Origin of the sequence: Parapedobacter indicus (genome assembly GCF_900113765.1) — a bacterium.
Classification (GTDB): Bacteria; Bacteroidota; Bacteroidia; order Sphingobacteriales; family Sphingobacteriaceae; genus Parapedobacter; species Parapedobacter indicus.
In genome coordinates, this window is sequence record NZ_FOQO01000007.1 from 271,124 (window position 1) to 284,285 (window position 13,162).

Genomic DNA, 13,162 nt, shown 5'->3' on the forward strand with positions numbered 1-13,162 from the left:
TTCAAAAAATATGGCAGAATATTGAGAGTAAATTAAAGGGACATGAAATTGGCAACCGCCCTCAAACATGCCCCTATCCGTGACGTGAATTATTGCAATTACTATTTAGCGTCTTCCTGTCGCAGATATTCCAAAACCGAAATAGCCTCTTCTTCTGTCAATCCGAGATTGGTCATTGGAGTCTGATATTCCTCGAAAAGTTTCTTTGCCTCTTCGTCCTGTTCGATCATCTTTTCCGGTGCAAGCATCATGTTCAGTATCCATTCCGGGGTACGTTTTTTTGTAACTCCTGATAGAGGTGGGCCGAGCAATTTTGCATCAAGCCGGTGGCACATCGAACATTTGGTGATGAATAGCCCGTTTCCCTCATCGGCCAACGACTGATCAAAAGGCTTGCGTTCGAAAGCCGTAATCGGTCCTACACCTTTCGAGCCAACGTTTAAATAGTCATGTACGTTGATTGTAGCAGCATTCTCCTGGTCATCGCTTGCCGTACCCATCTGTTGCTTCCCATCCTGTTCGTTTCCGGAACTTTCCGATACGTTATTTCCACATGATGTGATTACGGACACGACGGCCAAGGCGACGATTATTTTTATATAATTTATCATGGTTGTAATCTGTTGTTTTGTTTTTACTGAACAGGTTAAAAACTGAATGAAACATGTGCCAGCCACCGATCGCCCGCTTTTGCCCGCCCATCGGCAAGGTCCTGCGACAGAGGTGCCTGGTAATTGCCACCGAAAGAAACCCGGCCGGCGTTGACTTCCACTCCCGCTACCCCGGTCAGGGAATTGCCACCCGACTGCGCAACGTCATATCGGCCATAGATCACATCCTTGGTCTGGGTTTCGTACATTACCCCGGCATTGGGCGCAATCCTAACCCGGTTTTTGATATTGAACTTGTAATATAAAAGTGCATTGGCAGTCAGCTTGTTTCCATAGCGATATTCGTGCCTGTTCTCCGTGTTGACCTTGTAGCTCACGTTCGTATTTAGCCCCAAATCCATGAGCCTGATATCATACGCAAGGTTTACCATAAAATCCGTACTCGCTGTTCCCAGTTGGAAATTATTCGGTGCATCCTGTGACACCGATGCCCGCTCGCCCTCATCGTATTTTCCTGTGGGTGCCTTAACACCAATTCCAGCCCAAAGCGAATGGATAAGTAATTTGTTGTCACCTGTCCCGCCGACTTGCTCAAAGACTTTGTAAAACCCCATCAGCGCAAGGTCGCCCACACCGTTTTTATACCCCGTCTGTCCGCTGCCCCGCACATGGCGGGTGTTGAAGTTATAGGGCAGGATGGCCATCGCTCGCCACCGTGTGCCGAAGTTCCATGCTCCCCACCATTCCAGGCTTTCATAGGCTTCATCAGCCGAGATGGGTGTGCGGTTGCCCATGGGTCCCAAATGCGTGGTGAGCAGTTTGTGTTGATATCGCAGCCCGACGAATCGCTTATTGAAATCGGGCAATATGCCAAGGTAGTAACTGCCCACGCCGCAGCCGCAGATGTCGCAGGCACGGGATAACTGAACGCTACCAACCAACAGGATGGCCATTGTTATCATTGTTTTGATATTCATTGTATTGTTCATTAATTTAATTGACTAGCATCCCTCCATTTATTTCCGGTTCCGCAAACAAAGGGTTGGTGACAAATTCCCGGTCATTCAATGTTTGCAGGAAGGCCGTAAGGTGCTCTTTTTCCTCATCCGTCATGGGAATACCTATCGTTCCGTCCGGCTGCCTGAACACGGGGTCAAGGGTTTCGGAGTCGACCATGCCGTTACGATAATGCTCCAATACCCTATTCAGGGTCAGGAAACGCCCGTCATGCATATAGGGTGCCGTATATTGCCAGTTGCGCAGGCTGGGCACCTTGAATTTGTACCGATCCTGCGGGTTGAGGGTCACCGAATCGCGTCCGATGTCGTTCACGCGGTTGGGTCCGATCCCGTTGTTTCGGTAGCTGCGGTCGGTAAACAACGGTTCACTGTGGCACGTGGCACAATGTTCCTTGAAGAACATGTATCCCTTCTGTTCAGCTTCGGTGAAAGAAGCTCCGTCCTCGTTCCGCATTACTTTGTCATACTTGGAATCTGCACTCACCGCCATCAGCATGAATTGGGACAGCGCCATGAACATCCGCGCATCGGTGATTTCCTCTGTGCCGAATGCCTTTTTGAACAGTACCGGATAGTCGGGGTGTTCGCGCAGCTTGCGGATGACGTTCGGCACGGTCTCGTCCATCTCCACTGGACTGGTGATGGCATTCACCGGAGAAAGGTCGAGGTCAAACACACCGCCATCCCAGAAAAACTCCCCTTGCCATGCCATGTTCACAATCGGCATGGGGTTGCGCGTCCCCAGCCGGTCGTCAATGCCATGGCTTACGTCATGCCCGTGGTGGGTAAAGGAAGCCGATTGGATGTGGCAGCTCCCGCAGGCAATCGTATTGTTGCGCGAAAGCCGTGGTTCGTAGAATAGTCGTTTGCCCAGCTCAAAACCAGCTTCGGTTACCGGATTGCGGGAGAAATCGTACTCCGGTCCGGGGAAATTGGCCGGACGCGTGAAACCGGCAAAAATATCGGGCAGCACATCGTTCCCTTTCTTACAGGCGAACACCAGTCCAACCAGTATTGCCAATACCAACAGCTTCTTCATCTTAAAGTTCATCTTCGCTCCTCACGAAATTTTCCGTGTGGTCATGGGTGAACATAGACGGGAAATTATTCGCGATGTTCACGCTATACTCACTGAACATTACGTTGGGGTGTTCGGGGATGCTGAACGTATGTGGCCCATTGAACACCTGCATGATATCCACAAACAGGTGTACGTTGCTGCGTAGTCCTTCGCGCACCTGTGCAGTACCGGCCTGTGTGAGGTCCACCGTGACGGTCTTGACGTTGTTGATGGTAGGCGCACTATACCCGCCGAAACCACCGATGTGGTACTTGAACTGCTTGTTGCCCGTAGGGTCTCCCTGCTGGTCGTCCGAAATGAGGCCACAGTAACCCTCGAATTTGAAGAAGATGTACCCACTGTTCCATCCCCAGTACATGCCGCCACCTTCATGGCCTTCGTCCGGGTTGAAAGAAAGTACGCCCTTCCGCTGCTCCACGGGCATCTTGCTGCGTTCGGCATCCACGCCGACGATAAAGGAAACTTTGGTGTAATCGCCCTCCGGTGCCATCACTTTGGTGAACCGGGTGGAACGATCCCCACCGTTGACTAGGAAGTAACTATCCTCCTGCGGCACCGTGTATTCGCTTCCATCGGCCTTGTACAGCTTGATGTTGCTGATGAAATACTGCAGCAGCTTGATGCTGAATTTTTCGCCTTTGGCATTCGTGTATTCGCGCGGATGGAAGCCGAAGGTTTCCTCGCTCACGATGTTGTCAAATTCGATGGAAAACGCTCCCGTCTTACCGGCGTCCGGTCCGGGTGTATCCTTCTTGCTGCAAGCCGCGGCCATCAACACGGTGGCCATGAGCAACACGGATTTCCATCCTATTTTTGTGTCTGTTCTTTTCATTTTCATTTTTTCGTATTGTTTGGGTTTGCAAAATCCCTGTCGCCAAGGAACGCTTCGTCTGTCAGCGTGTGCAGGAAAGCGACAATCGCCTCTTTTTCATCGCCGCTCATCGGTATTCCGGGTTTGCCATCACGCTGGTACAGCAACCGGTCGGTCACTTCGGAGTCCTTAATCCCCGAGGCGTAATGGTCGAGCACCCCCTCGATGGTGGCAAACCGCCCATCGTGCATGTAGGGAGCGCTGACCATCACGTTCCGCAGGGAAGGCGTCTTGAACGCGCCGAGGTCCATCGGGTCGAACGTGATGCGGTACCGTCCGCGATGTATCCATTCGTGGGAATCGTCGCTGAAATCGTCATCGATGCCGTTGTTATGGAAGCTGTTGTCCGTGAAGAGCTCTCCGCTGTGGCACCCCCCGCATTTCTGCCTGACCAGGGAAAGTCCGTGAAGTTCTGTTTCGTTGAGTGCCGACGGACCTGCCCCGTCCAACGTATAGCGGTCATACCGGGAATTTCCCGATACCAGCGTCCGCTGGAACTGGGCGAGGGCCTTGGCCACGTTGGCAGCGGTGATGCCGTCAGAAAATGCATCGCTGAACAACTTCGGATAGTCGGCACTCTCGCGTAGCCTTGTTTCGAGCAACCCGAGATCCATGCCCATCTCGTCGGCATGGGTGAGCGGCCCGAACGCCTGCGATTCGAGGTTCTTCGAGCCTCCGTCCCAGAAAAGACCACTGGACGCCCATGCCAGGTTAAACAGCACCGGCACATGCCGCTCCAGCGGTCTGCCAGATACACCGTGCGTAGCGATGGCCACGCCGTCCGAAAACGCAAGCTCCTGCCGGTGGCAGGTGGCGCAGGACACGTTGCCATTGGCGGACAGTAGTCCCTCGTAAAAGAGTTTCCGGCCAAGCTCCACGCCCCGCACGGTCAGCGGATTGTCGGCTGCCGGTTCGGATGGCGGGAAATGGGAAGGGATGGCAAGGGTATAGGGTTCCGGGCCGGATGGCTCCGGTTCGGGCATGGGCGTTTCCTTGCGGCAGCCCTGTGCGACCAGCATGGCCAGCAATGCCCCCACTATGGGATACATCCACGCCTGTTTCCGGTTCCTTTTCTCTGCCATCCCTTCTGTTTCCTATTTGGCCGTTGAAGACGCCGTGCGCAGGCCGATGGCTTTCTCGAGGTAATTGGCTGTCAGTTCATCCATCAATTCCGGCGTGGTCGCGCCGATCGCGCTGTTGTTCCATGGGTATTCGAAATCGATAAGCTGCTGCACGTCCACATCGAGTTCCACGTTGGACACTGCCTGTGAATTGATGGTGATCGGCGATTCGAACGTAATGGTCTTTTCGCTGTACTGTTCGTTTGAACCTGTCTCCCAGAAAAACGTCTTGGATTCCGGCGTTTCCTTCACCCATGTCATCTCGCCCGACAACGAGGTGAAGATGTAGCTGGTAAACCACATCCAGCTATCGGAAGCCATTCCGTTCAGCGGCGTGAGTTCACCCGTACGTAACGTCAGGTTGTCGTTATACTTCGGTTCCACGCCGATGGAGAATTTCACGCCGGTATAGTCGCCTGCCGGTATTCCTTTCACGGCAACTTCCTCACGCTTGTTGGCAGGATAAACTTTGCCGTGCGTGCCGTCCTGAACGGGGATTTCGTTATTCTCTTCCACCAGGTAGTAGGAATCCGGAACGGCTACTTCGCTTCCGTCCGACTTGATGAACTTCACGTTGCTTACCCAATAACGGAGCCTTGTGAACTTGTATTGCAGATTGAATTCCCCGTCAGGATTGATAAGCTTGTAGTCATACGCTTTATTCAGTTCGAAATCCGAATCGCCGTAACGGGCATCGAAAACGATGATTGTTTCTCCCTCCAGGACGGGCTCGGTCTCCACATATTCGGTTTTTTCACATGACACCGCAATCAGGGCAACGGCTGCCATTGTATAAATTCCTGAATTTCCTATCATGTTGGTTTTCATTCGTTAATAATTTTTTTAAAAGCCTCATGGAACCTGCATTTCATCACCTTATTATAAGGCGCTGTAATGGCAGGTTTCCTTGTTTTGTTTTTTCAAATTTTGTTATTCCAATTAATTGATTCCGGCCGCTTAGCCGGTGACATCCACCTTGAACACGATGGGATCGGTTGATACCTGCTTCCCGTCCTTGAATAGTTTTCCATGCAGTTCCCACAGGCCCGGCATATTGAAATCCACGGTTCCCTCGTATTTGCCGCTGCCCTGCGATAAAGCGTCTGTGTTTCCTTTGGAACCATGCCCCATGCCCGGCATAGCGGTCTTCAACTGTATCGAGTAGCCATCGGCGGCGGGGAAAGCGTCCTGGTCAATGCCATGGAGAAGGAATGCCGTCTTGTGCCGTCCCTTACCCACGCTGTCGGGCATCAGCAGGGATATGAAAAACCTGCCCTCCCCTCCCGCATCGAACGTCATGGTCCGGGTTACCGCGGCCTGCATGATAGGCAGCTTGAACGTAAGCGAATCCGTCTTTCCTTCAATTGATAAGGCAACGTTCAGCAACCAGCCCCTGCCCATATCCTCCACGTCCGGCATGATGAATACCGCGCTTCCGCAGTACCATCCATTCGTCAACTCCACGGGTTGTGCATGCGGTGCGCCATGGGACATCATTCCCATATCCATCAGTGGCGAAAAAACGACACCGGCACCGCTTACGGGGGTTCCGTCCGTCCGTTCGACTTTCAGGTAGAGATTTTCATACCTGCTTGACAGCGCGGTTTCGGAAAACAGGGAAACCTGCAATCCTGTTCCGCTGAGTGTGGTATCCCCAACGGGTATCAATGCCTCGTCAGTTGGCATGCGCTCACCGGCGAAACCGGAATCCGCTGTATCCGTATTATCTGCTTGATGCTCCCCTCCATTACAGGATATGAGGATATGCATCACAACCATCAAGGCGCACCATACGGCAATGCCCTTCATTATCGGTCTTGTCATGATCTTAGATTATTTGCCTTTCTGTGACCGGAAGCGGATCGAACATGGTTGCGGTTCAGCCACGTACGGCAAGCTGGTTGCCTCAGCGCTCCGGGAACAGGATTATTCCGCTATATGAGTAGAGATGGCAAACGGGGTGGACGGAAATTGTCATTCGAAAACAAATAGTGGTAGGATTCGTTCGATGGAATAGGTGTAATGGACTTGGGTATAAAGAGCGAATGGAAGATAATTAATTCTGGTAGTATGAACACGACGGTTTCCACTTTGGGACTTGCGTGGTCACCCGTACCATTCGTTCCGTCGTCTTCCATCGCCTTCAGTTTTTTCATCAGCACACACTGGCCATTACAGTGCAGTTCGGGCCTGTCACGGTTCTCGCACAGTTCTTCCGCGATGCGCTGCTTATTGGCGCTATACCATGCAAACACGCCGAGGCAGCCGAGGCATTGGTATACCAGCGAAATCAGAAGTACTATGGAAACCGTCTTTTTCAAACTTCTAGCCTTTATCCAGCAGTTTTTCGATATCAGCGATGACCTTCGGGATGGAGTCCGTAAGTGTACCGTCGTACACTCCCCGGACACGCCTTTCTTCATCCACCAGGGTGAAAGCCCCGCTATGGTTGAAACCGCCCGGGGCGTCCGCGTCTTCCTGCGCGAATGAGAAATAGCCCTCCTGCCCGGCAAGCCGGTAGACTTCTTCCTTTGGTCCGTTTACGAAATGCCACAACGGAGGCGCACCAAGCTTATCGGCATAACTTTTCAATACCGGAGGTAGGTCGTGTTTGGGGTCAATCGTATGCGAAAGGATGGCAAACCGTTCATTGCCTTCGAAATGCCTCGCGATGGCCAACAGATTCTTGGACATGATGGGACAGATCGTAGGGCAGCGCGTGAAGAAAAAATCGGCCAGATAAATCTTTCCCTCGAACGTTTCATTGGTCACCCAACTGCTGTCCTGGTCGAGGAAGCGGAACTGCGGTACGGTGTGGAATACCGTATCAATATGCTCCACGCCTTCCCTGACGGTTGTTATGTATTCCTTTTCGCCCAGAATGGGCAGCTTTTCCTGCTCCCCGCTGGAACAGGCGGCATGTACAATGGCCATGGCCATACATGCCAACAGATGTGTTATCTTCATTAACGATTTCTAACTACAGGGAACATCAGTTACCCGTTGAGTTCGACATAGTGGAATTATTTGCCAATACTTTCGTATAGCAAGCCGGACGTCTATCAGGAAATCGGGGGATGGAAAATGGCGTGTTCCATTCGGAACAGGTAGTGTGGTTCGGGTTGCGGATGGTAACGGACAGTACGCTCAAAACCGGTATACTCTCCTATACCAAAACTTTCCGTTACCTGTGAAAACAGCACAATTTCCTTGAGCTTAAGATCGGGCTGCTGCTGTTCCTTTTCCTGCTGCTCTTTCAGTTTCTTCATCAGCACGCACTGGCCCTTGCAGGAACTGTTCAGCACAAAGCGGCTTTCACACTGGTTTTTGGCGATAAAATCCCGGTTTGCATAGAAACCCGCCGTAACCCACAAGGCCGATAGGCTCTGCGAAAGCATGGCAAGGGCTAAAACCAAAGCAAACAGTTTAATCATCGCACGCAAATGTAGTGATTTTTTACTTTTACAACTCAAAAAAAGAGGCTGCCTAAAAGTCAACCTCTTCATTATTCTGGTGTGTCGGTATTTAACGGCTATTCTTCTTCTACTGCCGGAGCCAATGTAAGGGTACCCAGGTCAGAAATCATACCGAATTTGACCGGCACATCAGTTACCGTACTGGCTGCTAAACCGGAAGTGGAATCGGGCTCGGCAATCACCGTATAATCACCTTCAGGCAGGCCGGACATCAGGAAATAGCCGTCCTCATTCGGAATAGCAGTGGCTGTATCCGTTGCACTGAAGGCAGTGATGATCACCGAGTAGTCAGGCGACATCGGTTCCACCGTACCCTTAATCCGGCCGTTGGTAAGCTCCGTAAACACCCGGATCACCGGTTTTACAATGTATGCACCATTGCCCGTCTCCACAATAGATTTCGCGACATCAAAATCCGTCCACACAGTATATGAACCATCGGGGGCGAGCTCCTGGTGTACGTTAAACTTCAATCCGCTCTGTTTTCCAGACGGAACGGTAAACGGAATTTGCGCACCATCGATAACGAACGAGTTTTCCTCGCCTAATATCACCCGCACCTGAGAAAGTGTTCCGGTGGGAAGCGTCGTGCTAGCAATCAGGGAATCCACCCCATTCCGAAGCTTAAGAACGTCGTAAACACCTGGAAGTATGACATCAGCGGTCTGCCATCCAGCCTCATCCGTGTGGAATTCGATTCCTTGGATATCCAGGTATACGTGTTCAAACGGACCTGGCGCATCCGTCAACCGGAGATCCACTTTAGCCGTCCCCGCTCCCTCGGGGGATCCCGTCTTACTACATGCCCCGAAAAAAATAACGGCACAAAGTGCTACCAATACGGGCAATACAAATTGCTTTTTCATCATCTCAATTATAAAATTATAAACTATTAAACCAAAGCCTTTTTTCCAGTGACCGGGGTGCCGGGTCACGCATAGATTTCTCCTGTAATTTCTTAGCTTGTTCCGCAGGGACGTCCTTGCATAAGCCCGATCGAAAGGACCGTAAAGCTAAGTGCTAGTATCCTTAAAGAACTTTTCATGGTAGATGGTATTCACGCTAATCAAAAAACCTGCCGAAATTATTAAAACACGAAAATGAATGTATTTACACAGTTAAAATGGAACATAGCGCCGATGAAATGGAATGTAGTTGTATGTTTTTTTTACAGGGGTGGTGAGCCAACAATTTCCAATGGGTGAGAATGGGTAGATAGAACTGCTCACGGTTTGGTACGCGATTTGCCATTACCAGGGCATGTCTTTGAAGAAAAGCAGAACGATCCTCCTCGCGTTTACCTTTTTGAATCTACTATCGGCTCATGCGCAACAAACGGCCCGTTTCATTGAAAACCCCGCATATAAGCCCGCTTTAGGAGGCCTCATCGGCACCACGGGTATCGGGTTAGCCTTCTATCACCCCCTAGGCGTCCAGTTCGGCCTGGAGGTGGGTGCTGGCCTCATGCCCTACAATATGCAGGTCGTGGGCACCTATGGCGACTACCCAACGCGGTCGGTTGCCAGGGCAAGGCTGCATAACGCACACCTCTTGTTCGGGTGGGTTCCATTCCATGGTGCTGAAAACGGCTTCCGCCACCTGACCATCAATCTCGGCATGGGCTACCTGTTCAAAGCCAAAGGCACCATCACCACGCAATTGCGCGATCCCCAAAGCTATGGTGATATAGAATTGCAACCAGAAGAAATCGGCACCATGTATACCACCATTAATTGGAAAGAGAGCGTGACTCCGTATGCGGGACTTGGTTTCAGCGATATGCGCATCGACGAACATTTCGGATTCAATATTGCCTTGGGGGGTTATTTTCTTTCGCAGCCGAGCGTAACCGTCAAAGGCACCGCCATGCTTGAGGACAATGAAATCAATCAGCCAATTATCGAGCGAAACATCCAAAATTACCGGTATTTACCCAATCTGCAACTGGGTATTGCCTATAGTTTTTATGCATACTGATATTGACATGAAGCCCCATAAACACCTCATTATCTTACTGATCACCACTGTATTGATTATAATACAAGGCTGCGAACACCCTTTAAAAGACGTGGAAGTAGAAGTTGATCCAGATCCTTTTGCTTACGGCGTATTGCTACAGATTACTGATGAACACGATAATCCGGTGAGCGACGTTACCGTGACCATCGGTGGTCAAGATGCTGAATACATTTACAATCTAAATGGCTACAAGCAATTTGATATTGAAAAAGGCGTACTGATCTTGGGCATACATCCGCTACACAGACCGACTGAAAACAAGCCGGTCACCTTTTCCGTACAATTAAGCGGATCGGGTTACGTCACTGAGACGACACCGTTTACCATCACCGCAGCACAGTACACCAGTGCATACTCCATACAGATTCGCCGGACGGAGACTTAAAAAACGAGACATCAGCCCATTCGATCTATGCGAGGAGGTTCCTGGCATTTATTCACCCTTTAAAATTCCTTTTCTCCAAACTCACTTCCCGGTAGCTTTAGCTGGCGAGTTAACCTGTTCAAGTTGAACGACAGGTTGAGCATGATTACATCCACTTCGTAGATGTAATTGGTCGTCGTATAAAAATCAGGCGCCCACGTGGTGATACGTTGCTCATTACTCGGCAAGATACCCATTCCGATGTTCTGCCATTGCACCAATGCGGTTAGCGCACCGTCCAAAAAGGTATGCTTCAGCGAGAGATTAGGCGATAGGAATCTCGAATCTTCCCCTTGCACAGTAGGCCGGGCCGACAGGAAATTCACGTTGCCCTGCACGCTGAACCGACGGGTTAACTGTACGTTGGCATTGCCGTTTATCGTATACACCCATGCCTGGTTTTCCCGCTCCTCGGCATAATCGAGAATCATCCCCCGTGTTGTACTCTGATATAAATTGGCTCCCAGATAAAGCTGGGTCCACTTTACAGGATTGTAATTTGCACCGAATTCAATACCCAACCGTGTCGCCCGATCGGCGTTCGTGAAGACACGATTTAGGATGGTGTCGGCAAATACATTATTGACACGCTGGATGGGGTTTTTAATATCTTGGAAGTAAGCTGTAGTGAAAAAAGAGCCCGTTTTGAATTCCCGTATGATCCCGAGTTCCGCTAAATAAATGAATTCAGGCAACAGATTTGCGTCCCCCTGTTCCAGCGTTTCCGAATGCTCCCGCTCGGGGATGGGATTCAACTCGAAATTGCTGGTCCGCTGGACCCGTCGGCTCACCCCTGCCTTGGCTTTCCAATGGTCATCCATCGTATACAACACGCTTGCTGAAGGAAAAAGGTTATGCAAGTTGAGCTGGTAATCGTCGTCGCTCAATGAACGGACTTGTAAATCCCGATTGGCGTACTCGTAACGCAACCCGCCCATATATTCCAGTTTTTTACTTTTACCCGAATATTGGGTATAAACGGAGTGGATTTGGTTAACCGCTACGACCTCTCCGCTGAACGCAGGTATCACCGTAAAATCAGTCTCATCGGCTTCCCGAACCTCATAAACAAACCGACCGTCCTGGGCATCCCGTCGGTATTGATAACCGCTCTCCCAGAGGCCAGACCCGATCGGTACGGCAAAATCGAGCTTGCCGCGGAATCCATCCAGCGGATTCCGGTAGGTGCTCACCGTATTTTGTACGGTGTCGGACCCTTCAATATTGCGGTTCAACGTAGATCCATATAGATTTGCCCGTTCATACAGTGTGGAAAAAGTCAGTGTGGAACTATCCCGGAATGTATGGGTATAATCCAGGTTACCGAGTATAAAGCCTCCCTGCTTGCGTTGGAGATTCGAGTTGAAATATTGGCTTCTGCCAATGACCGTTCCCGTCTTCACGTCTGTAGTTGTGTTATTGTAGTGGATATCCGCTAACCGATCCTGGAATTTATGGCTTGCGAAGAAACCAGCAGAAAGCTGGTTGCGCGTATCCGGCGTATAACTCACGTTGAAACGGCCACCGTAATTGTATTTGTCAAAGCTACGCTCACCCTGGGAGGGAAAAGAAGTTTTCCGGTCGCCAATGATCGTATAAACGTCTCCGTCGCGAAAGCCGGCATTGTCATTGCGCAGGTAGTTAGCACTTGCTGATATATCCCACTTGTCTTTCCGGTAGTTAACCGTCACATCCGCCCCATAGCGTTGTTGGGATTCCAGATTACCGTAGTCTTCGATGGCAGGGAGACCACCTTGCAGGTTTGCTGTGAGTGCAAATCCATCGTCCGCCCCCTTTTTTGTGGTCACGTTGATGATACCGCCGCGACCATCTGGATCGTATTTAGCAGAAGGGGCTGTAATCAATTCAATGTTTTCAACCTGATTTGCAGGAAGCTGGCTCAATATCGTCGCAGCATCGGCTTGGATTGGTTTACCGTTGATCAATACCAGAAATCCTTGGGCACCACGGAGGGTAATCTGCCCCTGCCCATCTACGGAGACGGCAGGCATGTTGCGGATCACATCAATGGCAGTCCCCCCTTTTGCAGCTTGGAACTGATCGGCTTTATAAATTTGTTTATCGATCCGGTTGATGCTTTGCAACTGCTGTCCGGTAACCTCCACTTCATTCAAAAATTGCGGATTCACTTCCATTACGATCCGCCCCAGGTCGACGTGCTGGTTGCCCGTCAGATTTACCGAAGGAGATTCAACCGCATTATACCCCAGGAATTGAAGACGAATGAAGTAACTGCCCGATTTCAATCCGTTAAAACGGAATGTTCCGGTAGTGTCCGAAAGCTGGCCATCAACCAGTACGGAATCGCCGGTCTGGTGCAGTGAAACACTGACAAAGGCCAAGGGGCGCTGGGTAGTTTTGTCAAACGCAATACCGCCGATTGATCCCGTCTGCGCAAAAGCCGGCATCGTCGCTAAAAAAAACAACAAATAGGTTATTGATCGTGTTAAGCTGTTCATCATATACTGATTTTACGATCAAACGACCAGAGACCACCGTTATCATAATGTCCGATTCGC

At 50.6% G+C, this 13,162-nt stretch carries 14 protein-coding genes; 2 read left to right on the forward strand and 12 right to left on the reverse strand.

Annotated features, from left to right (window positions below; all coding sequences use genetic code 11):
- Positions 1 to 101: 101 nt before the first annotated feature.
- From BMZ56_RS15685 to BMZ56_RS15735, 11 genes are all read right to left on the reverse strand, one after another.
- Complete coding sequence (locus tag BMZ56_RS15685) at positions 102 to 611, reverse strand: c-type cytochrome (RefSeq protein ID WP_090628289.1); 510 nt, start codon at positions 609 to 611, stop codon at positions 102 to 104.
- A gap of 35 nt (positions 612 to 646) precedes the next feature.
- Positions 647 to 1,588 carry a transporter family protein gene (locus tag BMZ56_RS15690; RefSeq protein ID WP_317048197.1) on the reverse strand — a complete coding sequence of 314 codons (942 nt, stop codon included), beginning with the start codon at positions 1,586 to 1,588 and terminating at the stop codon, positions 647 to 649.
- A gap of 16 nt (positions 1,589 to 1,604) precedes the next feature.
- On the reverse strand, positions 1,605 to 2,669 hold the full coding sequence (locus tag BMZ56_RS15695; protein WP_090628291.1) for a cytochrome-c peroxidase: 1,065 nt from the start codon (positions 2,667 to 2,669) through the stop codon (positions 1,605 to 1,607).
- A 1-nt stretch (position 2,670) separates the two neighbouring features.
- Positions 2,671 to 3,543: an MbnP family protein gene (locus tag BMZ56_RS15700; protein WP_090628470.1), complete on the reverse strand. Its 873-nt coding sequence runs from the start codon at positions 3,541 to 3,543 to the stop codon at positions 2,671 to 2,673.
- 2 nt (positions 3,544 to 3,545) lie between these two features.
- Complete coding sequence (locus BMZ56_RS15705; RefSeq protein WP_218146582.1) at positions 3,546 to 4,664, reverse strand: cytochrome-c peroxidase; 1,119 nt, start codon at positions 4,662 to 4,664, stop codon at positions 3,546 to 3,548.
- Between the two features lie 12 nt (positions 4,665 to 4,676).
- Positions 4,677 to 5,531 (reverse strand): MbnP family protein, encoded by an 855-nt coding sequence (locus tag BMZ56_RS15710; protein WP_090628293.1) that lies wholly within the window; start codon positions 5,529 to 5,531, stop codon positions 4,677 to 4,679.
- Between the two features lie 129 nt (positions 5,532 to 5,660).
- The gene (locus BMZ56_RS15715) at positions 5,661 to 6,527 is read right to left on the reverse strand and encodes a FixH family protein (RefSeq protein ID WP_090628295.1); all 867 of its coding nucleotides are present in this window, start codon (positions 6,525 to 6,527) and stop codon (positions 5,661 to 5,663) included.
- Between the two features lie 110 nt (positions 6,528 to 6,637).
- Complete coding sequence (locus tag BMZ56_RS25640) at positions 6,638 to 6,859, reverse strand: hypothetical protein (RefSeq protein WP_177195171.1); 222 nt, start codon at positions 6,857 to 6,859, stop codon at positions 6,638 to 6,640.
- 169 nt (positions 6,860 to 7,028) lie between these two features.
- Positions 7,029 to 7,670, reverse strand: a complete 642-nt coding sequence (locus tag BMZ56_RS15725; RefSeq protein WP_090628298.1) for an SCO family protein — start codon at positions 7,668 to 7,670, stop codon at positions 7,029 to 7,031.
- A 95-nt stretch (positions 7,671 to 7,765) separates the two neighbouring features.
- Positions 7,766 to 8,137, reverse strand: coding sequence for a hypothetical protein (locus BMZ56_RS15730; protein ID WP_090628300.1), 372 nt, complete (start codon positions 8,135 to 8,137; stop codon positions 7,766 to 7,768).
- A gap of 98 nt (positions 8,138 to 8,235) precedes the next feature.
- Positions 8,236 to 9,048, reverse strand: a complete 813-nt coding sequence (locus BMZ56_RS15735; RefSeq protein ID WP_090628302.1) for a DUF4382 domain-containing protein — start codon at positions 9,046 to 9,048, stop codon at positions 8,236 to 8,238.
- 391 nt (positions 9,049 to 9,439) lie between these two features.
- Between BMZ56_RS15735 and BMZ56_RS15740 the strand changes: the two genes are divergently transcribed.
- Both BMZ56_RS15740 and BMZ56_RS15745 read left to right on the forward strand, forming a co-directional pair.
- On the forward strand, positions 9,440 to 10,156 hold the full coding sequence (locus tag BMZ56_RS15740; protein WP_090628305.1) for a hypothetical protein: 717 nt from the start codon (positions 9,440 to 9,442) through the stop codon (positions 10,154 to 10,156).
- A gap of 7 nt (positions 10,157 to 10,163) precedes the next feature.
- Entirely contained in the window at positions 10,164 to 10,583 is a 420-nt protein-coding gene (locus BMZ56_RS15745) for a hypothetical protein (RefSeq protein ID WP_143072940.1), read from the forward strand.
- Between the two features lie 59 nt (positions 10,584 to 10,642).
- On the opposite strand, the gene BMZ56_RS15750 is transcribed toward BMZ56_RS15745, so the two are convergent.
- Positions 10,643 to 13,105, reverse strand: coding sequence for a TonB-dependent receptor (locus tag BMZ56_RS15750; RefSeq protein WP_245893256.1), 2,463 nt, complete (start codon positions 13,103 to 13,105; stop codon positions 10,643 to 10,645).
- Positions 13,106 to 13,162 lie beyond the last annotated feature (57 nt).